The 24013-nt window shown below is 72.7% G+C and carries 19 protein-coding genes; 7 read left to right on the top strand and 12 right to left on the bottom strand.

Features of this window, described 5'->3' with window-relative positions; translation table 11 throughout:
- Positions 1–69 precede the first annotated feature (69 nt).
- From ACZ60B_RS05165 to ACZ60B_RS05155, 3 genes are all read left to right on the top strand, one after another.
- Positions 70–2838: a lysylphosphatidylglycerol synthase transmembrane domain-containing protein gene (locus ACZ60B_RS05165; RefSeq protein WP_469384629.1), complete on the top strand. Its 2769-nt coding sequence runs from the start codon at positions 70–72 to the stop codon at positions 2836–2838.
- Between the two features lie 73 nt (positions 2839–2911).
- Entirely contained in the window at positions 2912–4456 is a 1545-nt protein-coding gene (locus tag ACZ60B_RS05160; protein WP_469384285.1) for an alpha/beta hydrolase, read from the top strand.
- Between the two features lie 136 nt (positions 4457–4592).
- Positions 4593–6158, top strand: coding sequence for an alpha/beta hydrolase (locus ACZ60B_RS05155; RefSeq protein ID WP_469384283.1), 1566 nt, complete (start codon positions 4593–4595; stop codon positions 6156–6158).
- A 126-nt stretch (positions 6159–6284) separates the two neighbouring features.
- Here ACZ60B_RS05155 and moeZ read toward each other — a convergent pair whose 3' ends face one another.
- The 12 genes from moeZ to ACZ60B_RS05095 all read right to left on the bottom strand — a co-directional run bounded on the left by moeZ (position 6285) and on the right by ACZ60B_RS05095 (position 21505).
- The gene (moeZ, locus tag ACZ60B_RS05150; protein ID WP_162469032.1) at positions 6285–7463 is read right to left on the bottom strand and encodes an adenylyltransferase/sulfurtransferase MoeZ; all 1179 of its coding nucleotides are present in this window, start codon (positions 7461–7463) and stop codon (positions 6285–6287) included.
- A 63-nt stretch (positions 7464–7526) separates the two neighbouring features.
- Positions 7527–8276 carry a spherulation-specific family 4 protein gene (locus ACZ60B_RS05145; RefSeq protein WP_469384282.1) on the bottom strand — a complete coding sequence of 250 codons (750 nt, stop codon included), beginning with the start codon at positions 8274–8276 and terminating at the stop codon, positions 7527–7529.
- Positions 8264–9223, bottom strand: a complete 960-nt coding sequence (locus ACZ60B_RS05140; RefSeq protein ID WP_469384280.1) for an NAD-dependent epimerase/dehydratase family protein — start codon at positions 9221–9223, stop codon at positions 8264–8266. Before ACZ60B_RS05140 ends, ACZ60B_RS05145 begins: the two co-directional genes overlap by 13 nt.
- Positions 9224–9803: 580 nt before the next feature.
- Positions 9804–11147 (bottom strand): hypothetical protein, encoded by a 1344-nt coding sequence (locus ACZ60B_RS05135; protein WP_469384278.1) that lies wholly within the window; start codon positions 11145–11147, stop codon positions 9804–9806.
- On the bottom strand, positions 11144–12901 hold the full coding sequence (locus ACZ60B_RS05130; protein ID WP_469384276.1) for a DUF3492 domain-containing protein: 1758 nt from the start codon (positions 12899–12901) through the stop codon (positions 11144–11146). Before ACZ60B_RS05130 ends, ACZ60B_RS05135 begins: the two co-directional genes overlap by 4 nt.
- Positions 12902–13091: 190 nt before the next feature.
- Entirely contained in the window at positions 13092–14789 is a 1698-nt protein-coding gene (locus ACZ60B_RS05125) for a dipeptide ABC transporter ATP-binding protein (RefSeq protein WP_469384274.1), read from the bottom strand.
- Entirely contained in the window at positions 14786–15784 is a 999-nt protein-coding gene (locus ACZ60B_RS05120) for an ABC transporter permease (RefSeq protein WP_469384272.1), read from the bottom strand. Before ACZ60B_RS05120 ends, ACZ60B_RS05125 begins: the two co-directional genes overlap by 4 nt.
- Positions 15781–16965, bottom strand: coding sequence for an ABC transporter permease (locus tag ACZ60B_RS05115; RefSeq protein ID WP_469384270.1), 1185 nt, complete (start codon positions 16963–16965; stop codon positions 15781–15783). Before ACZ60B_RS05115 ends, ACZ60B_RS05120 begins: the two co-directional genes overlap by 4 nt.
- 4 nt (positions 16966–16969) lie before the next feature.
- A complete protein-coding gene (locus ACZ60B_RS05110) occupies positions 16970–18697 on the bottom strand; it encodes an ABC transporter substrate-binding protein (RefSeq protein WP_469384268.1) in 1728 nt (575 codons plus the stop codon).
- 161 nt (positions 18698–18858) lie between these two features.
- The gene (locus tag ACZ60B_RS05105) at positions 18859–18951 is read right to left on the bottom strand and encodes an Ms4533A family Cys-rich leader peptide (RefSeq protein ID WP_338017843.1); all 93 of its coding nucleotides are present in this window, start codon (positions 18949–18951) and stop codon (positions 18859–18861) included.
- Between the two features lie 56 nt (positions 18952–19007).
- Positions 19008–20471, bottom strand: coding sequence for a DUF3152 domain-containing protein (locus ACZ60B_RS05100; protein WP_469384267.1), 1464 nt, complete (start codon positions 20469–20471; stop codon positions 19008–19010).
- A gap of 8 nt (positions 20472–20479) precedes the next feature.
- Entirely contained in the window at positions 20480–21505 is a 1026-nt protein-coding gene (locus tag ACZ60B_RS05095; protein WP_469384266.1) for an alpha/beta fold hydrolase, read from the bottom strand.
- 271 nt (positions 21506–21776) lie between these two features.
- Between ACZ60B_RS05095 and ACZ60B_RS05090 the strand changes: the two genes are divergently transcribed.
- The 4 genes from ACZ60B_RS05090 (at position 21777) to ACZ60B_RS05075 (ending at position 23935) form a co-directional block, all read left to right on the top strand.
- Positions 21777–22010, top strand: coding sequence for a hypothetical protein (locus ACZ60B_RS05090; RefSeq protein ID WP_469384265.1), 234 nt, complete (start codon positions 21777–21779; stop codon positions 22008–22010).
- Between the two features lie 277 nt (positions 22011–22287).
- Positions 22288–22929: a TetR/AcrR family transcriptional regulator gene (locus ACZ60B_RS05085; RefSeq protein ID WP_351620748.1), complete on the top strand. Its 642-nt coding sequence runs from the start codon at positions 22288–22290 to the stop codon at positions 22927–22929.
- 146 nt (positions 22930–23075) lie between these two features.
- Positions 23076–23303 carry a DUF3107 domain-containing protein gene (locus ACZ60B_RS05080; RefSeq protein ID WP_123762915.1) on the top strand — a complete coding sequence of 76 codons (228 nt, stop codon included), beginning with the start codon at positions 23076–23078 and terminating at the stop codon, positions 23301–23303.
- Positions 23304–23665: 362 nt separating this feature from the next.
- A complete protein-coding gene (locus ACZ60B_RS05075; protein WP_152895182.1) occupies positions 23666–23935 on the top strand; it encodes a hypothetical protein in 270 nt (89 codons plus the stop codon).
- Positions 23936–24013 lie beyond the last annotated feature (78 nt).

Below are 24013 nucleotides of genomic sequence, written 5' to 3'. Positions count from 1 at the left end.
CCGTGTGTCGGTGCGGCGTGCCACCATCGTGCGGGCGGTGAACCGGTGATACGAGGCCAAGAAGAGATGATGAAGCAGCAGGGTGTGCACCCCGAGGACGCGGAGGGTACCTCTGACGCTGCGTCGCGCCCGGACACCGTCGACGCGTACCGGAAGCAGGCGGACGACGCCGACGGCGGCGCCGACAGCGCGCGGGCGGCCGGTGCCCGGCCCGCCGCGGACCACGACCGTGACGAGGCGCACGCCGACGCGGTCGAGGGCGACGAACCGCTGCTCCCCGCTCGCGTGCACCGCCCCTCGGACCTCATGCGGCTGCTGGTGGGCGTGCTCGCCATCGTCGTCCTGCTCGCGGTCTCCGCGTTCGCACACGGGACGACCTCGGGGCTCGAACAGGACATCAACAAGGGCACCGGTCAGGCACCCGACCTGCTGATCAAGATCGCGGGGCTGGCGTCCAGCATCGCGATCCTGCTGGTGCCGGTCGCCTTCGCGATCGAGCGGCTGATCAAGCGGGACGGGCTGCGCATCGCCGACGGCGTGCTCGCGGCGGTCCTCGCGCACGGGGTGACCCTCGCCACCGACCTGTGGGTCGCCAAGGGCGCGCCCGGCTCGATCCAGGAGGCGCTCACCCAGCCCTCCCCCGGCGACATCCACGCCCTGACCGACCCGGTGCACGGCTATCTCGCCCCCGTCATCGCGTACATGACGGCCGTCGGCATGTCCCGCAGACCGCGCTGGCGCTCCGTGCTGTGGATCGTGCTGCTCCTCGACGCGTTCTCCATGCTGGTCACCGGCTACACGACGCCGTTCTCGATCATCCTGACGGTGCTGATCGGCTGGACCGTGGCCTACGGAACGCTCTACGCGGTCGGTTCGCCGAACGTCCGTCCCACCGGACGGACGCTGATGGCGGGGCTGCGGACCGTCGGCTTCCACCCGGTCAGCGCGGCCCGCGAGGACGTCTCCGAGACCACGGAGAACGGCGACCGCGGGCGGCGCTACTTCGTCACCCTGGAGGACGGTCCGCCGCTGGACGTCACGGTGGTCGACCGGGAGCAGCAGGCGCAGGGCTTCTTCTACCGCGCCTGGCGCAACCTGACGCTGCGCGGCTTCGCCACCCGCAGCAGTCTCCAGTCGCTGCGCCAGGCGCTGGAGCAGGAGGCGCTGCTGGCGTACGCGGCCATCGCCGCCGGCGCCAACGCGCCCAAGCTGATCGCGACCTCCGAACTCGGCCCCGACGCCGTGATGCTCGTCTACGAGCACAGCGGCGGGCGCACCCTGGACTCGCTGTCCGACGAGGAGATCACCGACGAGCTGCTGCACCACACCTGGCACCAGGTGCAGGCGCTTCAGTCACGGCGCATCGCGCACCGCCGGCTGTCGGGCGAGGCGATTCTGGTGGATCGTTCCGGCAAGGTCATCCTCACCGACCTGCGCGGCGGTGAGATCGCGGCCGGCGATCTGCTGCTGCGCATGGACGTCGCCCAGCTCGTGACCACGCTCGGTCTGCGGGCGGGTGCGGAGCGCGCGGTCGCCTCGGCGGTGGGCGTCCTCGGTCCCGACGCCGTCGCCGGCTGTCTGCCGATGCTCCAGCCCATCGCGCTGACCCGCTCCACGCGCGCGACGCTGCGGAAACTGGCCCGGGAGCGCGCGCACCGCGAACGCGAGGCGGTCTTGGAGGCGTCCCGGCAGGCCAAGCAGGACCGCCTGGAGGCGGCCGGGGGCGAAGCCGTGCCCGCGGTGTCCGACAAGCAGGACAAGAAGGCCGTACGAGCGGAGCAGCGGGCCGAGAAGCGAGCCATCGACGAGGCTCTGGAGGAGGCGCGCGAGGAGGATCTGCTCACCCAGATCCGGCACCAGGTGCTGCGGATCAGACCGCAGGCGCCGGTCGAGCCGGCCCGCCTCGAACGGGTACGGCCCCGCACTCTGATCAGTTTCATCGCGGGCGCCATCGGCGCCTACTTCCTGCTGACGCAGCTCACCCACATCGAGTTCGCGACCGTGTTCTCCGACGCCCAGTGGGGCTGGGTCGCCGCGGCGGTGCTGTTCTCGGCGCTGAGCTATGTGGCCGCGGCGATGAGCCTGCTCGGTTTCGTGCCGGAGCGGGTGCCGTTCCTGCGGACCGTGGCGGCCCAGGTGGCGGGGTCCTTCGTGAAGATCGTGGCTCCGGCCGCGGTGGGCGGGGTCGCCCTCAACACACGGTTCCTGCAACGGGCGGGTGTGCGGCCCGGACTCGCGGTGGCGAGCGTGGGCGCGTCGCAGCTGTTCGGGCTCGGCTGCCACATCCTGATGCTGCTGTCCTTCGGCTATCTGACCGGCACCGAGAAGACGCCGTCGCTGTCGCCGTCCCGGACGGTCATCGCGGGCCTGCTGACGGTGGCGGTGCTCGTGCTGGTGGTGACCTCGGTGCCGCTCCTGCGGAAGTTCATCGTCACGCGCGTGAGGTCGCTGTTCGCCGGAGTCGTGCCGCGCATGCTGGACGTGCTCCAGCGGCCCCAGAAGCTGGTCACCGGCATCGGCGGCATGCTGCTCCTCACCGCCTGCTTCGTGATGTGCCTGGACGCGTCGATCCGGGCCTTCGGCGGTGATTCGGTCTCGGTCAGCATCGCCAGCGTCGCCGTCGTCTTCCTCGCCGGGAACGCGCTCGGGTCCGCGGCGCCGACGCCCGGCGGCGTGGGTGCGGTCGAGGCGACGCTGACGGTCGGCCTGATCGCCGTCGGGCTCCCCAAGGAGGTCGCCGCGCCCGCCGTGCTGCTGTTCCGGCTGCTGACGCTGTGGCTGCCGGTGCTGCCGGGATGGCTGGCGTTCAACCATCTGTCGCGCAGGGGATCGCTCTGACGGGAGCGGCCGCCGTACCTCGTACGGCCCGTGCTTCCGCGCGGGCGGGCGGGCGGAGCCCCACGATGGGATCATGCCCAGTCTCTCCCGGCCGTGTGCCGCCGCGCTGACCGCCTCCGCCGTGCTGCTGTCCTCGGTGCTGGCGGGCTGCAGCGGCGACTCCAGGGACGGGGATCCGGCGGCCCAGAAGCTCGACTGGCAGGACTGTCCGGCCCCGTCCGAGGCCGAGGGCGGCGGTACGGCGCCCTCCCCGCTGCCGGACGGCGACGCCTGGCAGTGCGCCACGATGAAGGCGCCCCTCGACTGGAGCGACCCCACGGGCGACACCGTCGGCATCGCGCTGATCAGGGCGAAGGCGAGCGGCCCTGAGAGCGAACGCATCGGCTCGCTCGTGTTCAACTTCGGCGGGCCGGGCGGCTCGGGCGTCACCACGCTGCCGGCCTTCGGCCAGGACTACGCCGCCCTGCGCACCCGCTACGACCTGGTGAGCTTCGACCCGCGCGGGGTGGGCCGCAGCGCCGGAGTGAAGTGCGAGAACGACCAGCAGCTCGACCGGTACTTCCAGCAGGACGCCACCCCGGACGACGCCGCCGAGCGCAGCGCCTTCCTGAACAACACCCGGCAGTTCAACGCCGCCTGCGAGAAGAACTCCCGGCGCGTGCTGCCGCATGTCCGCACCACCGACGCGGCCCGCGACATGGATCTGCTGCGCCAGGCCCTCGGCGACGACAAGCTCCACTACTTCGGCATCTCCTACGGCACCGAACTCGGCGGCGTCTACGCCCACTTGTTCCCCAAGAACGTGGGTCGCGCCGTCTTCGACGGGGTCGTCGACCCGACACAGGACTCGGAGCAGAGCTCGCTCGGGCAGGCCGCCGGCTTCCAGCTCGCACTCGACAACTACGCCGAGGACTGCACCTCGAAGGCCGAGGAGTGCCCGGTCGGGAACAGCCCCCAGGACGTCAAGGACCGCATCGCCGCCCTGCTCGAGGAGCTCGACAAGCGGCCGATCCCCGGCGTCCTGCCGCGTGAGCTGACCCAGACGGCGGCGACCAACGGCATCGCCCAGTCCCTGTACTCGAAGGACTTCTGGGAGTACCTCACCGAGGGCCTCCAGGACGCGTACGAAGGCGACGGCAGGATCCTGATGCTGCTGTCCGACTCGATGAACGGGCGCAGCGCCAACGGCGAGTACAGCAACATCATCCCCGCCAACGTCGCCATCAACTGCGCCGACGACAAGCCCCGCTACACCGCCGACTACGTGCAGGGGAAGCTGCCCGAATTCCGGGCCGCCTCACCCCTGTTCGGGGACTTCCTGGCCTGGGGCATGGTGACCTGCACCGACTGGGCGGTGGCCGGAGCCGCCGACCATCCGGACGTCCACGCCCCCGGAGCCGCGCCGATCCTCGTCGTGGGCAACACCGGCGACCCGGCCACGCCGTACGAGGGGGCGCGCAGGATGGTGGACGCGCTGGGCAAGGGCGTCGGCGTGGAGCTGACGTACAAGGGCCAGGGGCACGGCGCGTACGACAGCAAGAACAGGTGCGTGCAGGGCGCGGTGAACGACTATCTGCTGCGGGGAAAGGTGCCCGCCGCCGGGACCGTGTGCTCCTGAAATCCCGCCCAAGTCAGCGAAACCGCAGGTCAGATGGTTATCCACAGGGTCCGACGGGCTGGGCTCGCTCCGCCTAGTATGGCCTGACCGCCGTGCGCCGTCCGGTGCGGACGGCCTGTTTGGGGGGATCACGCGGATGGCTCGATCGGCACGCTGGGCGGCACTGGGGGCCGCCGCCGCGCTGCTGGTGGCGGGTTGCAGCAGCGGCTCGTCGTCCGGCAGCGACAAGAACGACACGGCCACGAGCGGGGCGACGGCGTCCTCCGGGGCTTCCTCGCCCGCCCCCTCCGCCAGGACGCCCGCGCCGCCCGCGTCGCTGACCTCCCAGAAGGTCGCCTGGGGACGCTGCAAGGCCACCGCCGACTCCCCCGCACCGGGCGACGACTGGCAGTGCGCGCGGGTCAAGGTGCCGCTGGACTGGGCGAAGCCGGAGGGCCGGACGATCGGTCTGGCCGTCATCCGCGCCAAGGCCCACGGCGGGGACCGCATCGGCTCGCTCCTGTTCAACTTCGGTGGCCCCGGCGGCTCGGGGGTGTCGACGATGCCGTCGTACGCCTCCACCGTGTCCGGGCTGCGCGAGCGGTACGACCTGGTGAGCTGGGACCCGCGCGGGGTCGGTGCCAGCGGCGGGGTGCGCTGCCGCGACGACCGGCGGATCCAGGCCGCCGAGGCGATCGACGTGACGCCCGACACCCCGGCGGAGGAGCAGGCGTACTTCCAGGACGCCGCCGACTTCGGCCAGGGCTGCAAGAAGGCCGCCGGTGACCTGATGGCGCATGTCTCGACCACCGACACCGCCCGGGACATGGACCTGATGCGCCAGGTCCTCGGCGACGCGAAGATGCACTACTTCGGCATCTCCTACGGCACCGAACTCGGCGGCGTCTACGCCCACTTGTTCCCCAAGAACGTCGGGCGGCTGATCCTCGACGCGGTCGTCGACCCCAGTGCCGACACGGTGGGCCACGCGGAGAACCAGACCCGGGGCTTCCAGCGCGCGCTGGACGACTACCTCGAGTCCACCGGCCAGGACCCGCAGAAGGGCACGCGGAAGATCGCGGACCTGCTCTCGCGGATCGACGACGCGCCGCTGCCGACGTCGTCGGGGCGGAAGCTGACCCAGTCGCTGGCGGTCACCGGCATCGTCCTGCCGCTGTACAGCGAGGCCGGCTGGCCGAGCCTGACCAGCGCGCTGAAGGAGGCGCAGCAGGGCGACGGCACCGGGCTGCTGGCGCTCGCCGACGGCTACAACGAGCGGGACGCCTCGGGTCACTACGGCACGACGACCCACTCCCAGCGGCTCATATCGTGCCTGGACGACAAGCAGCGGCCCACCCTGGAGGAGACGAAGAAGCGGCTGTCGGAGTTCGAGCGGATCTCGCCCGTCTTCGGGGACTTCCTGGGCTGGGACACGGCCGGCTGGTGCCACGACTGGCCCGTCGCCGGACAGTACGACACCCCGGAGGTGAGCGCGCCGGGCGCGGCGCCGGTCCTGGTGGTCGGCAACACGGGCGACCCGGCGACGCCTTACGAGGGGGCGCGCAGGATGGCGGACGAGCTGGGCAAGGGCGTCGGTGTGGTGCTCACCTGGAAGGGCGAGGGCCACGGGGCGTACGGGAGCGGGAGCGACTGTGTCGACTCGACGGTGAACGCGTATCTGCTGAAGGGCACGGTGCCGAAGGACGGCAAGACCTGCTCCTGAGCGCGGCGGGGCACCGCCGACGGCGGTGCCGGGAACGCGGCCGGCCGACCACGGACGAAGCCCACGGCGTCCGGGTCGGTCGGGGCCGTGGGCTTCGGGTGTCGTGCGGGTCGGTCGGCGGTGCGGTCAGTAGACGGGCTTGTGGGGCTCGATCTGGTTGACCCAGCCGATCACGCCGCCGCCGACGTGCACGGCGTCCGCGAAGCCCGCGGACTTCAGCACGGCGAGGACTTCCGCACTGCGGACACCCGTCTTGCAGTGCAGGACGATCTTCTTGTCCTGCGGGAGGGACTCCAGGGCGGTGCCCATGAGGAACTCGTTCTTCGGGATCAGCTTGGCGCCGGGGATCGAGACGATCTCGTACTCGTTGATCTCGCGGACGTCGATGATCTCGATGTTCTCGCCGTCGTCGATCCACTCCTTGAGCTGCTTGGGAGTGATCGTCGAGCCGGCCGCCGCCGCCTGGGCCTCCTCGGACACGACGCCGCAGAAGGCCTCGTAGTCGATGAGCTCGGTGACGGTCGGGTTCTCGCCGCAGACCGCGCAGTCGGGGTCCTTGCGGACCTTGACCTGGCGGTACTGCATCTCCAGGGCGTCGTAGATCATCAGACGGCCGACCAGCGGCTCGCCGGTGCCGGTGAGGACCTTGATCGCCTCGGTGACCTGGATGGAGCCGATGGACGCGCAGAGCACGCCCAGGACACCGCCCTCGGCGCAGGAGGGGACCATGCCCGGCGGCGGGGGCTCCGGGTAGAGGCAGCGGTAGCAGGGACCGTGCTCCGACCAGAAGACGGAGGCCTGTCCGTCGAAGCGGTAGATCGAGCCCCACACGTACGGCTTGTTCAGCAGCACGCAGGCGTCGTTGACCAGGTAACGGGTCGCGAAGTTGTCCGTGCCGTCGACGATCAGGTCGTACTGGCTGAAGATGTCCATCACGTTGTCGGCCTCGAGCCGCTCCTCGTGAAGGATCACGTTGACGTACGGGTTGATGCCGAGGACGGAGTCACGCGCCGACGCGGCCTTGGAGCGGCCGATGTCGGACTGGCTGTGGATGATCTGGCGTTGCAGGTTCGACTCGTCGACCTCGTCGAACTCCACGATGCCGAGCGTGCCCACGCCCGCCGCGGCCAGGTACATCAGTGCCGGCGAGCCCAGGCCGCCGGCGCCCACACAGAGCACCTTGGCGTTCTTCAGCCGCTTCTGCCCGTCCATCCCGACGTCGGGGATGATCAGGTGGCGGGAGTACCTGCGGACCTCGTCTACGGTGAGCTCGGCAGCCGGCTCGACCAGGGGTGGCAACGACACGGGGACTCCGTTGGTCGGTCAATCACTACGGTTGTTCTCCTCGTAACACTGCCATGGCCTTCTTCATTCCGAGACTCCCGTTCCGATCCGCGAGACGATGTCGTCCCAGTAGCCGGGCATGGTCTCCCAGGGGTCGGCGCTGCCGCCCCGGTCCGTCCGGTCGGTGAAGTAGATCGTCGAGGCGCCCTGCCAGCGGGCGATGCGCAGCGCCTCGTCGAGGTGGCCGCGCGGGACCCCGTGGACGAGGTGGCAGAAGCGCTCGGGCGGGTAGTCGGCGGTCCATTCGGCCACCTGCGACCAGCGGTAGTCGCTCCAGGGGCCGCTGAACGTGACGAGTTGGTCGGCGTTCTCGGCGTAGCCGGGGTGGGGATGGGTGCCGTGGCCGAGGACGATGTGGGTGCCGTCGCACAGTCCGCGCAGCGCGGCCACCGTGCGGCGGATCGCGGGGAGCGCGGCGCGTTCGTCCGGGCACCGGTCCAGCAGGAAGCCGTCGACGCGGTACCACTCGCGGTAGCGGTGCGCGTCGGACACCAGCTCGGCGAAGGGGCGGGCTCCGTAGGCGGTGTCGAGGTGGCCCAGGACCCGGACGCCCGCGTTGCGGACCCGGCCCGCCGCTTCCAGGCAGTGCGGATCGGGGCGGCTGCCCGGGCCCTCGGCGACGTTCAGCACGACCCAGTGCAGCGGGGTCCCGGGGCGGGAGAGTTCGCCCCACTCGGTCGGGGCGAGCAGGGGGTGCCCGCAGCCCGGGACACCGAAGCCGGTACGGACCTCGGTGCGCGCCGTGCCTTGCGCGGAGCTGGTCAGATGCGGCATGCCGCCTCCATCCAGATGTCGGCGAGGGACTCTTCGAGGTTGATGCGGGGGCGCCAGCCGAGCCGGTCGCGCGCGGTGCGCACATCGGCCTGCTGCCAGCTGCCGCAGCCGTCGGGATAGGCGACCGGAACCGTGTGGTCGGGGTCGGTGCGCGGGTGGCCGACGGTCACCCGCAGGTGGTGCCCGCCGGACGGCCCGTCGAGTTCGTGCAGGGCGCCCGCGTAGCCGGCCACGCGGGCGAGGACGGTGGCGGCGTCCCGCAGGCGTACGGCGCGGCCCGAACCGATGTTGATGACGCCTTGCGCGGCGGAGAGCGAGGCCGCGTGGACGGCGCGGGCCACGTCGCGGACGTCGATGAAGTCGCGCTGGGCGCCGAGTCCGCCGAGTTTGAGTTCGCCGTCGCCGGACTGCATGGCTCGGCGCATGGCCTCGGCGAGGCGGCCGAGCGGGGAGCCCGCGGGGGTGCCCGGCCCGGCGGGTGAGAAGACCCGCAGGACGACGGCGTCGAGGCCGGATCCGAGGACGAGTTCGGTGGCGGCGAGTTTGCTGACGCCGTAGGGGCCGCCGGGGCGCGGCACGGCGTCCTCGGCGGTGGACGAGCCGGGTTGGCTCGGTCCGTACTCGGCGCCGCACCCGATCTGCACCAGGCGGGCTCCGCAGCCGCTGCGGCGCAGGGCCTCGCAGACGGTGGCGACGGCGACGGTGTTGTGCCGGGTGAGGTCGCGGGCGCCGCCGCGGGTGGCTCCGGCACAGTTCACGACGACCTGGGGGTGGACCGCGTCGAGGAAGCGGGTGAGCGCGCCGGGGCTGCCGGACGCCAGGTCGAAGCGGACGTCGGCGTCGTCGCCGCGGCCGAGCGCGGTGAGCTGGACGGCCGGGTCGGCGAGCAGCCGGTCGGCGACGAAGCGGCCGATGTAGCCGTTGGCTCCGATCAGCAGGACCCTCATCGCTCGGCTCCCGGGGTGTGCGCCCCGGATGTTCCGGTGGCTCCGGACGCTCCGGATCGGGAGGTGGTCATCTCGTGTCTCTCCTTCGAGGGGGTGGTGCGGTTGCCTCCGGCTCCGGGGCTGGTGCCCCCCGGGCAGGCGGCGGGTCGGAAAGTCCGGCGCGGGTGCGAGCGCGGGAGGTACGCGGCGGTCGGCACGGCGGGCGCGGCGGGCGCCGTGTGCACGGCCGACGCCGCAGGCGTCACGTGCGCGGCCCACGCCACGTGCGCGGCGGCCACCACGTGCGCCGCGGGCGAGGTCGTGGGAGCGGGCGACAGCGCGGGGGCAGCCGGGGTCGTGGGAATGGCCGCTGTCGTGGAGACGGCCGCCGCTTCGGTCGTCGCCACCCCGGCTCCTGCCGAGGCCCGGGTCGCCGCCGCGGCCGTCGTCGGCGCCACGGGATTCGTCGTCGGGGTGGCCGGTGCCTTCACGGTCGCCGAAGCCTCTGGGTGCGCCGCGGTCCGCGCGGCCGCCGTCGCCGCGTCGGCAGTCGTGGCGGTGGGGGCGGGTGCGGGACTTGGCGGGAGCGGGGGTCGGGGGGTCATCGTGCGGCCTCCGGTCGGGCGTGGGCCGACGCGCGGGTCAGGCTGCGGGTCGCATGGACCAGCAGGACCAGTGCTCCCGTTCCGCAGGCGAGAGCCGGGACGCTGCCGGGGCCCCAGGCCCGCACCAGGGACTCGACGGGGCCGGCCAGGGCCGCGCAGCCGGGCAGGCGGCCCGCGAGGACCGTGCCCACGGCGGCTGCTTCGGCCAGGGCCGCGGAGCCGAGGACGACGGCGGGCGCGTGAGTGAAGCCGTGCAGGGCGAGGAGCCGGGCCAGCAGCAGGAGCGCGCCCAGGGTCAGGACCTGCGCATAAGGGGCGGCCTCGCCCAGGACCGCCGCGCACAGGGCCAGCAGTGCCGTCAGCGCGCCCAGGAACAGGGCGAACACGGCGAGCAGCAGCGGTCTCACGGAGGCGGCGAACTCCTCCAGACCCCGACTGGTCGTCAGTTTCCGGCGCGCGCGCACGGCGAGGAGGTGCGCGGACCATGCGGCCGGGGCGCAGCCGAGCGCGAGGGCGAGGACGGGTGCCGTGGCGAGGGTCCAGGAGCCGCCCGTGAGGCAGGCCGGCAGGCCCTGGGGGCCTGCGGTGACGGCGTCGTGGAGCAGACCGTCGCCGAGGGCGGCGTAGGCGAGGAGCCACCACGGCCAGCTGTTGCCGCCGGCCTGGTGCGCGCCGGTGCGGCGGTCGACGGCGCTCAGCGGGCCGCGGCTCAGCGCCGCCCGCAGGCCGAGCGCCAGGGCGAGGATGCCCACGGCGGCCGTGATCAGCCGGGGTTGTCCGGTGGTGAGGCGCAGGCCGGCCACGGTGGCTGCGCACAGGGCGCCGGGCAGCAGGGCGAGCAGGACCCAGTCCGCGCGGGGCCGGGCGGTCGCGGCGGTGGGCGGGCGCGGCGGTTCCTCGCCGGTGCGGTCGACGCGCGCGTACATCTCCTCGGCGAGGGAGAAGACGTCCCGGTGGCGGAAGCGGGCGGCGGTCCGGTCGGTGACGCCGTGCGCCTCCAGACCGGCCGCGATCTCCAGGGGGTCCACGGCCCGTTCGCACAGGTCGCGGTGGCGGTGCATCAGGGCCTTGACGGGGTCGGCCGCCCCTCGCCGTGGGGCGGCCGACCCCGTCGAGGCCCTGCGGTCGACCGTCATCCCACCGGAACGCCCACCGGCCCGCCCACCGGCATCCGGTACGCCCTCGACCGATACGACGTCGGCCAGTACGTCACGGGCCAGTACGTCACGGGCGGGTGTGTCACCGACTTGTACGGCGGAGGCGGGTGTTCCGGCAGCGGCTGCCGTGCTCGGCCCGTCCGGTGTTCCGGGACGGCTGTCCGGTCGCGTCGGCCCGTTCATCGCGTCCCCTCCGTCGTGGCCGTGCCGGCCACCGGTGCGGCTGGCCGCGTCGGCGCTCCCGCGGCCCAGCTCGGGCGGCCCCGCGCGGCGATACGGGAGCCCCGTCCCGTCCAGCGGCCGGGCAGCCGGGCCTCTGCGGGGACGGCGAACGGCAGCGGATCCCCGGCGCGGTCGAGGGCGGTCCGGTCGACCGGGGAGCGCGAGATGATCTCCAGGTAAATGCCGTGGAACGCCTTGACGTTCTGCTCGACGGTGAACAGTTCGAGCGCCCGCGCGCGGGCCGCCGCGCCCAGGCGTGCACGGCGCTCGGGGTCGCGTAACAGGGTCACGCACGCCTCGGCGAGCGCCCGCGGATTGCGCGGGGGTACGACGAGTCCGGTGCCGCCGATGACCTCCACCACCGCGCCGACGTCGGTGGAGACCGTGGCGCGGCCGCAGAGCATGGCCTCGACGAGACCGACGGGGAAGCCCTCGACGACGCTCGACAGGACGGTCACGCCGCCCGCCGCGTACGCCTCCGCTGCGGTGGGCGTCTCCGGGCCGCCGATCTCCTCGAAGGAGACCGGGTTGTCGCCCATGGCGTACGGGCCCTCCGCCTCGTCGGGGAAGAGCTGCGCGGCCAGCATCCGGCAGTGCCCCAGATAGGCCTCGCCCTCGGGCCCGACGGCCGCCGCGACAATGCGCAGACGGGTCTTCGGCTCCTCCTTGCGGACCTCGGCGAAGGCGTGCAGCAGGGAGACCAGGTCCTTGGCCGGTTCGACACGGCCGACCCACACCAGCGTGTCCGCGTCGGCGCAGTCGGGCGCCTCGCCCACCTCCGCGAAGGGCGCGGCGTCCATGCCCGGGTAGACGGTGCGCAGCTTGTCCCGGTCGGCGCCGCAGCGCTCCTGCCAGCGGCGGGCGTGCGCGTTTCCGGGGGTGACACAGGCGGCCTGCCGGTAGACCTCGGTGGCGAGCATGCCGTGGAAGGCGGCGAGCAGGGACCGTACGCGGGGGGCGGCCGTGGTGGCCGGGTCCGCCCCGGAGGCCAGGTAGTGCGTGCGCAGCCGGACACCGTACTCGGTGACCAGCAGCGGCACGCCGAAGAAGTGCCGGGCGGCCAGTCCGGCCAGGGCCGCGGCTCCGCCGGAGGCGGCGTGGCACAGGTCGGCCGAGCCGAGCGCGTCGTCCTCGTACCAGTCGAGCGAGAGGGGGCGCAGAGCGCGTTCGAGGCGCGCGGCGACGGCGAGCAGATCGGGTACCCGCGCCTCGCGCGCCGGGCGTGTGGCAGCGGGCGCTCGGCAGGCGCGCTCCAGGGCGCGTACGGCGCGCTCGGAGCGGAGCGCGCCGGGCAGTCCGCCCTCGTCGCGGGCGAGTTCGGCAAGCCCGTACAGCGCCCTGCTGAAACGGTCCGCCTCAAGGGCGTGGATCTCCGCGGAAGGGTGGGGGAGGTTCTCCGACGGCTGCCGGGCGCCCTCCGGTACGCCCGTGCACAAGGCGGCCGCGAGTTCCCCGAAGCACTCGTCGAAACGCCGGCGCGCACGGCGCCCGTACCCCGCGCCGTCGTCGCCCGCCGTCCACAACGGCGCCGTGCGCACCCGGTCGACCTGCGGAGGAAGCTCGACCCAGCCGTCGTTCACCTGGCGCTCGCCGCGGCTGAGCGCGTAGAGGTCGAACTCGTGCTGCCGGAGCCCGCGTACGAGCCGGTCGCACCAGCGACCGGCGTCACCGTTCACATACGGATAGCCACCCTCCGTAAGCAGTCCGATGCGCACGAGTGCACCCCCGATCTCCCGTATGGGGAGCCGCCGTTGACTCGACGGCTCGCAGCGGGAAGAACGTAAGCGGACAAGGCGGTGGCGCGATGGACGGTTGTCCGTCGCGCCACCAAAAGGGGTGAACGGTCGTAACTTTCCCGTGCGGGTCGCGTTCCGTCGCGCTAAGAGTTCATTCGGACGCGCCGTGTCACATATGGACGGGTTCCCGTCGCGCGGCCCTGCGCCGGGCCGCGGCCTCCGGGTCGAGGGCGGGTACGGCGGCGAGGAGCTGCCGGGTGTACGGGTCCCGCGGGGATCCGTACACCTCGTCGGCCGGGCCCACCTCGACGATCCGGCCCCGGCGCATCACCGCGACCCGGTCGCTGACCTGGCGTACGACGGCGAGGTCGTGGGCGACGAAGACCAGCGCGAGTCCGAGCTCGCGCTGCAACTCGCCCAGCAGCGCGACCACCTGGGCCTGGGTGGTGACGTCGAGCGCGGAGACGGGTTCGTCGCAGACGATCACGCGCGGGTCGGCCGCGAGCGCCCGCGCGATGCCCACGCGCTGGCGCTGACCGCCGCTGAACTCGTGCGGGTAGCGGTTGTAGTGCGCCCCTTCGAGCCCGACGCGCTCCAGCAGTTCCCGCACCCGCCCCTGGACGTACTCCTCGTCCTTCTCGCCGCGCGCCCGCAGCGGGTCGGCGACCGACTCGCCGACGCTGCGGCGCGGGTTGAGGGAGGAGACGGGGTCCTGGAAGACCATCTGCACGGCCGGGTCGACCCCGGTGTGCGGACGGCCCGCGTACCGGATCTCGCCGACGGTCGGGGCCAGCAGTCCGACGAGCATCCGGCCCAGGGTCGTCTTGCCGCTGCCGCTCTCGCCGACGATCCCCAGGGTCTCCCCCCGGCGGAGGGTCAGCGACACGTCGTCGACGGCCGTGAACGCCCGCTTCCCGCGGCCGAACACGCGCCGCAGACCGGTCGCCTCCAGCACGACCTCACCCGACGCCCCGGGGGCGCCTTCCCGGACCCGGTCCACCGCATGCGCCACGACGCGCCCCGCCTCCACGCGCGGGACCGCCGCGAGCAGTTCGCGGGTGTACGCCCGCGCCGGCGTCCCGAGGACGTCGGCGACCGGACCGTGCTCGACCGCCCGCCCGTGCCGCATGACCAGGACGTCGTCGACGCTCTCCGCGGCGACGCCCACGTCGTGCGTGACGAGGAGCAGGCCCATGCCGGTCTCCTCGCGCAGCGAGTGCAGCAGGTCGAGGATCTGGGCCTGGACGGTCACGTCGAGCGCGGTGGTCGGCTCGTCGGCGATCAGCAGGTCGGGCGCGCAGGCGAGCGCCATGGCGATGAGGGCCCGCTGCCGCATACCGCCGCTGAACTCGTGCGGACGCGACCGGGAGCGCCGTGCGGCGTCCGCGATCCCGACCCGCTCCAGCACCTCGACGGCACGCGCGCGTGCGGCGCGCCGCGAGGCACGCGCGTGCACGCGGTGGACCTCGGCGATCTGGTCGCCGATGGCGTAGTACGGGTCGAGGGAGGACAGCGGGTCCTGGAAGACCATCGCGGCCTTCCCGCCGCGCAGGCGCCGCAGTTCGTCGTCGGACGCCCGCTGTACGTCGGTGCCGGCGACGCGCACCGAGCCGCCGACGGCGGCCCCGGTCCCCCGGTGCAGCCCGAGCAGGGCCGCGGCCACCGTGGACTTGCCGGAGCCGGACTCGCCGACCAGGCCGAGGGCGGCACCCCGCTCCAGCCGGAAGGAGAGGCCGTCCACGGCCCGCAGCGGACCGAACCCGACCGTCAGACCGTCGACCTCGACCAGGCTTCCGGCCAGGCTTCCGACCCGGTTCTCGTCCCGGCCTTCGGTCCGGCCTTCGGTCCGGTTCTCGATCGGACTCATGAGAGCACCACCCGTCGGTCGGCCACCGCGTACAGGACGTCCGCGACGGCGTTGGCGAGGACCACGAAGAAGCCGATGACCAGCACCATGCCGACCACGACCGGCAGGTCGACGACGGTCACGGCGTGCACCAGTTCCTGTCCGACGCCCGGCAGTCCGAAGAGCGTCTCGGTGAGCACCGCGCCGCCGACCGCCGACCCGAAGTTGTTCGCGTTCAGGGCGATGACCGGCGCGAACGCCCCGCGCAGCGCGTGCCGTCCGATGACGGACCGCTCGCCGACGCCGTACGCCCGGAAGGTGCGGATGTGGTCCTCGGCGAGGGTCTCCAACATCGACGACCGGGTCAGCCGGGCGAACGCCGCGGCCTCGATGAGGGCGAGCGAGACCCAGGGCAGCAGCAGGTTCCACGCCCACTGCTCGGGGTCGTCGGTGAGATTCACGTACTGCGGGAAGGGCAGCAGGCGCAGTTCGCCGCAGACGACGATCATCAGGACCAGGCCGATGACGAAGACGGGTGTGGCGGTGCCGGCCAGGGTGAGGGCGGTCAGCACCCGTTCGGAGAGCCGTCCGCGCCGCCAGGCCGAGAGCACACCGGTGCCGACGCCGAGGACGAGCCACAGCACCATCGCGCCGAACACCAGCGAGAGGCTGACCGGGAGCTTGGTCAGGATGAGCCGGGTGACCTGCTGGTCGCTCTGGTACGACAGCCCGAGGCAGGGCGCCGGGCAGTGCTCCACGGAGGTGCCGGTGGAGTAGTCCTGACCGGCCAGGAGGCCCTGGAGGAAGTGCCCGTAGCGCACGTACAGCGGGTCGTCGAGGTGCAGTTGCCCGGCCACCTGGTGGACCTGGGCGGGCGAGCAGCGCGGACCGCAGGTGATCTGGGCGACGTCGCCGGGGGTGGCGTAGAAGACGACGTAGACGATCACCGAGAGGGCGAACAGGGTGAGCAGCGTGCCGATCGCCCGGCGCGCGAGGAAGCCGCCGAAGCCGGTCATACGGAATCCTCCCGACCGCCCGTGGCGGCCCGCTCGTCGGTCACGGAAATACCCGACGCGGCCCGCTCGTCGGCCACGGAAGCCCCCGCGCCGGCCGGCTCGCCGACCACAGAAGCCCCTGTGCCGGCCCGTTCGCCCACCCCGGTGGATCCCTTGGCGGCCCGCTCGCCCACCGCGGTGGATCCCTTGTCGGCCTTCGTCTCGCGTCTGCGGCCGGTGCCGACGCGCAGCCGGGAGGCGGCGCGCGGGTCGAGCGCCGTGCGTACGCCGTCGCCCAGGACGGTGAGCGCGAGGACGGTCACGAACAGGGCGCCGGCCGGGAGCAGCAGGTACTGCGGGGCCGCCTGGTACCAGACGTCGGCGGCGGTCAGCATCTGTCCCCAGGAGGGCGTGGGCGGCTTCACGCCGACGCCGAGGAAGGACAGGGCCGCCTCGACGGTGACGTTCTGGGGCACCAGGAGCGCCGCGTAGGTGAGGACGGGCGCGGCGAGACCCGGCACGAGTTCCCGGCGGGCGATCCGCCAGGTGCCCCAGCCGCTGAGCCGGGCGGCGGCGACGTGGTCGAGTTCCTTGAGCGTGAGCGTCCGGGCGCGGACCACCTTGGCGATGTTGCCCCAGGAGATCAGTCCGATGACCAGGGTGACCAGGACGGGGCGCGGGAAGGCCGGCGGGACGATCGCGAGCAGCGCCAGCGACATGATCATCAGGGGCATGGCGACGAAGATGTCGGTGATCCTGCTCAGCAGCTGGTCGGCCCATCGGTTGCCGAGCCCGGCGGCGATGCCCAGGACGAGCCCGACGGCGATCTGTACGACGGTCGCGGCGAGGGCGACCCCGAGCGAGACCCGGGCGCCGTACGCGAGCCGCGCGAACAGGTCGCGGCCGGTCTGCGGTTCGATGCCCAGCCAGTGGTCGGGGCCGATGCCGCCCAGCGGGCCGGTCGGCACGCCGCCGCGGGCGGAGTCGATGAGGGCGGGGTGGTAACTGGTCGGATCCTGGCCCTCGATCGCGGTGAGCAGCGGCGCGGCGAGCGCGACCAGGACGAGCAGCGCGACGACGACCGCCGCGCCGAGGGCGGCGCGCTGCGTGCGCAGCCGCCGCCAGAACTGAAGGCCTCCGGAGGCGGCCGGGACGAAGACGTCCGTCCCGGCCGTCCGGGAGGCGACGAGTGCCTCGCTCACGGGTCTACTTGACCGCGACCTGCGACGGGTCCAGCACGCCGTCCCAGTCGCTGATGACGATGTTGCGGACGTCCTCGCCGTACAGCCGCTTGTAGACCGGGTGGAACAGCGGGACGGTCAGCGCCTGTCCGGCGATCTTCTTGTCCAGTGCGCCCCAGCGCGCGGCGGCCTCGTCGAGATCGGTCAGCTTGTTGATGGCGTCGATCTCGGTGTTGACCGTCTTGTCGTCGAGGAAGCCGGTGTTGAAGTTGGCGCCGTCCTTCACGATCTGGCGGCCGTCGAAGATCGGGGCCAGGAAGGGGCCGCCGGAGGGCCAGTCGGCACCCCAGTGGGCGAGGAAGAAGCCGGGTTCGGTCCTGGCGCTGTGGATCTTGTCCGAGTAGTCGTTGTCCTCCAGGCCCTTCAGCTCGACGGTGATGCCGGCCTTCTTGAGCGCGTCCTGGATCGCGGTCGCGATCTCGGGGCTGGTCTCGAAGTCCTTGCTGTTGGAGTGGGTGAGCGTGACGGTCAGCCCGTCGGCGTGGCCGGCCCGCTTCAGCAGTTCCTTCGCCTTGGCCGCGTTGCCGGACGCGCCGGCCGGGAACAGGTCGTAGGGCTGGTAGCCGTAGGACTTCTGGTTCGGCAGGAAGGTCGTCGCGGCCTCGGCCAGCGACGAGCCGCCGGCCGCGTTGACCACGGACGAGCGGTCGATGGCGTACGCGATCGCCTGGCGCACCCTGACGTCGTCGAACGGCTTCACCTTCGGGTTGAACGCGATGTAGTTCGTGTAGCCGAAGCGGCCGGTGCCGACGCGGGAGGCGAGCGCCTTGTCCCCGGTGACCTCGGCGAGTTCGGCCGGGCCGAGGTTGGTGTCCGTGGTGACCGCGGCGGCGTCCGCGCCCCGGGAGGCGGACAGCCGCTGGTTGATCACGGAGGAGTCGAGCCCGGAGCGTACGTCGATGCGGTCCGGGTAGGCCTTGCGCTCGGCGTCGGTCGCGGCGGACCAGTACGTGTTGCGCTCCAGGATCAGCCGCTCGCCGTCGTTCTCGTTGCTGACGACCTTGTAGGGGCCGGACGAGACCGGGTGCTCCTCGTACTTCGTGCCCTTGTCCTTGGCCTTCGGCACGGGGGCGAACTGCGTCTGGGTGGCCAGATAGGGGAACTCGCCCTCGGGCTTGTCCAGGTGGAAGACGATGGTGCGCGCGTCCGGGGTCTCGATCGAGTCGAGGCTCTTGCCGCCCTTGTAGGGGCCCTGGTAGTCGGCGCCGCCGATGAGCCAGTCGCGCAGGTAGGGGGCGCCGCCGGAGAGTTCGGCGGCGAAGGAGCGCTCGATGCCGTACTTGATGTCGGCCGAGGTGATCGCCGTGCCGTCCTCGTACTTCAGGCCCTCCTTCAGCGTGTACGTCCACACGGTCGCGTCCTTGTTGGGCCGGCCGGTGTCGGTGGCCAGGTCGGGGACGACCTGGGCGCCGGCCGCGCCGTTCTCGCGGTTGCGGGTGGTGAGCGTGCGGAAGACGAGGGAGGGGATCTTGCCGCCGCCGGTGGTGTAGAGGCGGGCGGGGTCGAAGTCCTGCTGCGGGTTGCGGTTGAGGACCGTGAGCGTGCCGCCCTTGTGGGGCGTGGAGTCGCCGCGGGAGCCCTGGGAGCCGTTGGCATCGTTGTCCTTCGGCCCGCAGGCGGCGGCGCCCGCTGCCAGGACCAGGCTGACGGATGCCGCTGCCACGCGGCGCGCTATGACGGACGGATGACGCATCGGAAGGACGACCTCTCGAATGATGAGACAGAATGACGAGGAGTGAGACGAATGAGGACAGACGTCGGCCCGGCGCCAGGTCGTCGAGAAAAGGTCGCAGCCTGCCGTGACCGGTCACGGCAGGGGAGGGAGTTCGCGACGCGCGCGCCTGCGGGCGGGCGTCAGCGACAGTCGATGTCGGCCACGCAGAGCGCGGTCACACCGATGAGCGCCAGCTCGATGGCGGCGCGCGCGGCGGTGTGACGGAACGACATGCGCTGAAATATGAACGAACTTTCCGTCCATGTCAAAGCGATGAGTCGACGGTCCGTCAACCTGTGGGATAAGCCCAGGGGTTGGGTTTGCACGTGATGCCGTCGTGGTCGAGGAACTTGGTCTGCTGCTGCATGACCGGGGCGAGCTCGCCGTTCTTGCCGCACTTCACATGGCTGTAGCCGAGGCGGTGGCCGACCTCGTGGTTGATCAGCATCTGGCGGTAGGGGTGGATCGCGTCACCGTAGGTCTTCGAGCCCTGCGCCCAGCGGTAGGCGTTGATCATCACGCGTTCCGTGGAGGCCGAGTCGCACGACACGTTGTCCTCGGTGGTGTCCAGGCCGGACTTGGCGCACCAGACGGCGGTGGTGCCGGGGCTGGCGAGCGTGATGACGAAGTCGGGCTTGCCCGAGTCGGTCCGCTCGAAGGTGCGGGCGCCGTCGTGGGCCCAGCTCCGGTCGTCGTTGAGCGTCTTCTGCACGGCCTGGGCGAAGAGTGCGCCGTCGAGACCGAGCCCCTGTTCCACGTCGACGCGGTAGGTGTACTTCCTGCCCTTGCCGGGCGCCTTGTCGACACCGGGGACCGTGTCGAACTTCCCCGAGCCCTTGAGCGTGGCGCTCAGGGGGTACTTCTGGGCCATCTTCTGCGCGTACGTCAGCGGCACCACGCGGGGTGACGCGGAGGGACTGGTCGCCGCGGAGGGACTGGTCGCCGCGGAGGGCACGGAGCCGCCGGCCCGGCCGGTGAGGGACTGCGCGCGTACGGCGCTGTCGTCCTGGTGGCCGGTGACCTGGCCGGCCGCGACGACGGCCAGCACGGTGGTGACGGCGGCGGCCGCTATGCCAGCGAAGGCCCGGCCCCTGACCCCGCCCTCCCGCGCGGGCTCACCGGTCGGCGGCGCGTCGCCGTCCGCGACGTCACCGACGGTCCTGCCGCCCGTGCCGCTGCCGACGTCGGCGGCGCCGCCGCCCGTGGCCGTCCGCAGGGTGCCCGCGGCCCGGCCGGCGCCGCGGGCGCGCGACTCCGTGGCGAGCGCGGAGGCGGTGGCGCGGGGCGCGAAGACGTCGTCCTCGGTGAAGGCGTCGAGGTACTCCTGGCGCGGGCCCGGCGTGACCGCCCGGCGCTGCCGCGGGATGGAGGCCCCCGGCCCGCCGCCCCCGGGGCCGTTCCCCGCCCGGTCGGCCGTCGAGCCCCTCGGCGCGCCCCAGCCACCGCCGGATTCACGCTGCTCGGGGTGCCCGCCCCGAACCCTCGGCACGCCGTGCGCGGGCGTGCCGTCGGGCAGCCGGGGCACGCCGTGCGCGGGGGTGCCGTCCGGGAGCCGGGGCATGCCATGGGCGGGCGTGCCGTCCGCCGGGCGCGGCACCGCGCGCGGGGGTGTCCCGCCGGTTCCCGCCGCCGCGGGCGGCACCCGGTCGCCGGTGCCCCCGTCGCCCCGTGCGCCGCCGGTGCTCCCGGCTCCCCCGGCATCCGTCCTGCCCGCGCCCTTCGGCGCGGGACCGCGGCGGCTGTGGCGTCCCACGTAGCCCCTCAGCTCCCGGTATTGGTTCGTCGGACGGGCCCGGCGTCGCCGTCGGAGACGCCCACGCCCGTGGTCCCGGAGCGTTCCGCATACGCCAGAAGCTCCTGGAACGCCGTGGCCACGGTACCGGGGTACTCCATCATCGCCACATGCCCGGCGCTCGGCAGGGTCAGCAGACGGGAGTCGCGGAACGCGCGCGCCGCCCGCTGGGCCATGCGGAAACCGACGAGCTGGTCGCGGCCGCCGTAGACGAGAAGGGTGGGTGCGAGGACCCGCTCGGCCTGGCGCCACAGCCCGTGCTGGCCGCCCAGCGTGTACGCGTTGACCAGCCCGCGCGCGGACCGGCTCATCGCGTCCCAGAAGTACGGCAGCCGCAGCCGCCGTTCCAGTTCCTCCACCGCGTGGTCGAAGGCCTCCGGGGCCACCCGGCCGGGGTCCCCGTAGCAGAGCGCCATGACGCCCCGCACCCGCTGCTCCGCCGTCCATTCCCTGGTGAACCGGGTGAACAGCGTCGCCACGCCGGGGAAGCCCAGCAGCCCGGTCGGCAGCGCGGTGCGCTGCACCCGCAGCTCGGGCAGCGCGGGCGAGACGAGCGTGAGCGTCCGGACGAGGTCGGGCCGCACCGCGGCCACGCGCGTGGAGACCGCGCCGCCGAGCGAGTTGCCGAAGAGGTGCACGGGCCCGCGCGCGGACGCGTCGAGGTAACGGATGACAGCGCGCGCGTGTCCCGTGACGGAGTAGTCGCCGTCGTCCGGTGGCGGGGAGTCTCCGAAGCCGGGCAGGTCGAGCGCCTCGCTCTCCACGACCCCGTCGAGCAGGGCCATCAGTGAGGACCAGTTCTGCGAGGAACCGCCGAGGCCGTGGACGAACAGCGCGGGCGCCTGCCCCTCGCTCCCGGACGGCCTCGACCGCACCGACAGGGTGACCCCGGGCAGCCCGACCGACCTGAGCCGTTCGCCCTCCGCGACCCTGACGGCGATGGCTTCCGGAAGGAGGTCGGTGGGAGGCACTGACGGCAGCTCGGTCGGCGACATGCGGCAATGTTACGAGACGATCACGTAGCGACTGATGCGTCATCCCCTGTGTTCGCCGTCACACATCCCACGCGACCCCACGCCCGTCACACGCGGACCGCACGCCAGTCCCACGCGACCCCACGCGGACCACACCCGGACCGCACATGGATCGCACGCGGATCGCACGCGGATCGCATGGCGTCCGGATCGGGTGTCTCCTAGGCTCGGGGAGAGGGCACCCGCTACAGCCCCTGCTCATTTCAGGGCCGTTCGAGGAAGGGAGCCCGTCATGGCCGTCGAACCCACCGACCCCGAGGTGTTCGAGGAGCTCGACGCGTTCGGGGCCGGTGATCCGCGGGAGATCGACGTCGAGGCGCCGGAGAACGACGCGGCGGAACAGTCCAAGGTCCTCACCCCGGAGCGCGACGACCCCTTGGACGAGGTGGACCCGGCGCGCGCGAACGAGGCCGACCTCGTCGAGCAGGCGCGCGTGGTGTCGCTGGACGAGGACGACTACCGCTGACGCCGACGGCGCCGAGCGGACCGGGGAAGCACACGAGGACGCGTCGAGGAGACCTTTGGACGGCACCTTTCGAGACCGCGGGAACGCCCGCCGGACAACGCGCTGAGCAGGACCGGACCCCCGGCCCGCCCGGCATGCACGTGTTCGCTCCGTTACACACCGTTTTCATCGACGTCCGGTCCGTGAAATTCTCCGCTCGCACCGCGCACACCAGGGTTACCGAAAAGTACGATGGCGGCGCGGCGCACACCGCAAGTGGACGACTTTGGGAGGCGGCGTGACAGCCATCGAGCAAACTGAGGCGGCACGCCCGCGCGGCACCCGCCTGCCGCGCCGAGCTCGACGGAACCAGCTGCTGGGCGCCGCCCAGGAGGTCTTCGTCGCGCAGGGGTACCACGCGGCGGCGATGGACGACATCGCCGAGCGCGCCGGCGTCAGCAAGCCCGTGCTGTACCAGCACTTCCCGGGCAAGCTCGACCTCTACCTCGCGCTGCTGGACCAGCACTGCGAGTCGCTGATCCAGGCGGTACGGGCCGCGCTGGCGTCGACGACCGACAACAAGCAGCGCGTCCGGGCGACGATGGACGCCTACTTCGCGTACGTCGAGGACGACGGCGGCGCCTTCCGGCTGGTCTTCGAGTCGGACCTGACCAACGAGCCCGCCGTGCGCGAGCGCGTCGACAAGGTCACCACCGAGTGCGCCGAGGCGATCTGCGAGGTCATCGCCGAGGACACCGGGCTCTCGCGCGCCGAGTCGATGCTGCTGGCCTCCGGCCTGGGCGGTCTGGCCCAGGTGGTGGCCCGCTCCTGGCTGCACAGCGACCGCAGCGTCCCGCGCGACCAGGCGGTCCAGCTGCTGGCCTCGCTGGCCTGGCGGGGCATCGCCGGCTTCCCGCTGCACGGCAACGAGCACCACTGACGCGCACCCGGTGAGGGTTTGTTCCCGGTCGCTGTTCGCTCCTGGCGTTGTCGACCGGAGCGTGTTCGTCCCCTCACCGGGCTAATGTTTGCTGCGTACGGCGCGGAATGGTCGCGCACTTCACTGACCGTCGGAGGGACATAGCCGTGGAGGTCAAGATCGGCGTGCAGCACGCGCCGCGCGAGATCGTTCTGGAGAGCGGTCAGAGTGCCGAGGACGTCGAGCGGGCGGTGGCCGAGGCACTGGCCGGCAAGTCTCAGCTGCTGAGCCTCGTGGACGAGCACGGCCGCAAGGTCCTCGTCCCGGCGGACCGTCTCGCCTACGTCGAGCTCGGCGAGCCGGCTCCGCGCAAGGTGGGCTTCGGCGCGCTGTAGTACGTGCCCGCGCCGCACGCGGCGCTCGTGGACGGAACAAGGGAGGGGCCCGGCGACATCATGTCGCCGGGCCCCTCCCCGTCGTGTCCCGTCGTGTCCCGTCGCGTCCACGAGCATCCGGCACGGGTACGCCATCGGGGGCCGTCACCGGTGGCGAACCGGTGGCGAACCGGTGGCTTCACCGGCTGTCGGCACGGTGTTCGTCCGGACTTCCACCGCCCGATCCCGGCGCCGTTCCCGGCCCGTGTCTCCCGGCACAAAGGGAGCACAACCACCGCACAGGGGAGGATTGCATTCCGCAGGTCACGGGTATGACGGGCTACGACCTTGGTGCACAGTCCGGCCGCCCGGAGGGACTCGACATGATCTTGGAAGCGCTCGCTTCCGCCATGCTCGGCGTGGCGCTCGCGTGGGCGGCGGACCGCCGCTTCTCCCACCGCCTGCCGAACCGGGCCTTCGTCTTCGCGACCGGCATCGCCGGAGCGCTCTTCGGCGACTTCATCACCCACAGCGCGGTGGGGCCCGACAGCCTCCTGCCGAGCCTGCTCGGCGCGGCGGTGGTCTCCACGGCCTCGCTCTCGCTGCTGCTGCGCCCCGCGGGAAGACTCCGGCGGCGTTCGGCGCCGGCGTGACCGCCGAACACGCCGACGGCCGCCGGGAACTCCACGGGGACGACGACCACGTACAGGACCACGGTCAGGACCAGGGCC

The sequence above is a fragment of the Streptomyces sp. NPDC104096 genome (genome assembly GCF_055584385.1).
The sequence above is the reverse complement of the archived record's forward strand: the minus strand, read 5'-3'. Positions and strand labels throughout refer to the sequence as shown.

Excerpts from the sequence above, each read along its gene's own strand:
- ACZ60B_RS05125 (WP_469384274.1), bottom strand. The coding sequence starts at position 14,789 with ATGAGTCCGATCGAGAACCGGACCGAAGGCCGGACCGAAGGCCGGGAC.
- ACZ60B_RS05140 (WP_469384280.1), bottom strand. The coding sequence starts at position 9,223 with ATGAGGGTCCTGCTGATCGGAGCCAACGGCTACATCGGCCGCTTCGTC.
- ACZ60B_RS05105 (WP_338017843.1), bottom strand. The coding sequence starts at position 18,951 with ATGTCGTTCCGTCACACCGCCGCGCGCGCCGCCATCGAGCTGGCGCTC.
- ACZ60B_RS05165 (WP_469384629.1), top strand. The coding sequence starts at position 70 with ATGAAGCAGCAGGGTGTGCACCCCGAGGACGCGGAGGGTACCTCTGAC.
- ACZ60B_RS05110 (WP_469384268.1), bottom strand. The coding sequence starts at position 18,697 with ATGCGTCATCCGTCCGTCATAGCGCGCCGCGTGGCAGCGGCATCCGTC.
- ACZ60B_RS05090 (WP_469384265.1), top strand. The coding sequence starts at position 21,777 with ATGGCCGTCGAACCCACCGACCCCGAGGTGTTCGAGGAGCTCGACGCG.
- ACZ60B_RS05160 (WP_469384285.1), top strand. The coding sequence starts at position 2,912 with ATGCCCAGTCTCTCCCGGCCGTGTGCCGCCGCGCTGACCGCCTCCGCC.
- ACZ60B_RS05075 (WP_152895182.1), top strand. The coding sequence starts at position 23,666 with ATGATCTTGGAAGCGCTCGCTTCCGCCATGCTCGGCGTGGCGCTCGCG.
- ACZ60B_RS05120 (WP_469384272.1), bottom strand. The coding sequence starts at position 15,784 with ATGACCGGCTTCGGCGGCTTCCTCGCGCGCCGGGCGATCGGCACGCTG.
- ACZ60B_RS05155 (WP_469384283.1), top strand. The coding sequence starts at position 4,593 with ATGGCTCGATCGGCACGCTGGGCGGCACTGGGGGCCGCCGCCGCGCTG.
- ACZ60B_RS05095 (WP_469384266.1), bottom strand. The coding sequence starts at position 21,505 with ATGTCGCCGACCGAGCTGCCGTCAGTGCCTCCCACCGACCTCCTTCCG.
- ACZ60B_RS05145 (WP_469384282.1), bottom strand. The coding sequence starts at position 8,276 with ATGCCGCATCTGACCAGCTCCGCGCAAGGCACGGCGCGCACCGAGGTC.
- ACZ60B_RS05135 (WP_469384278.1), bottom strand. The coding sequence starts at position 11,147 with ATGAACGGGCCGACGCGACCGGACAGCCGTCCCGGAACACCGGACGGG.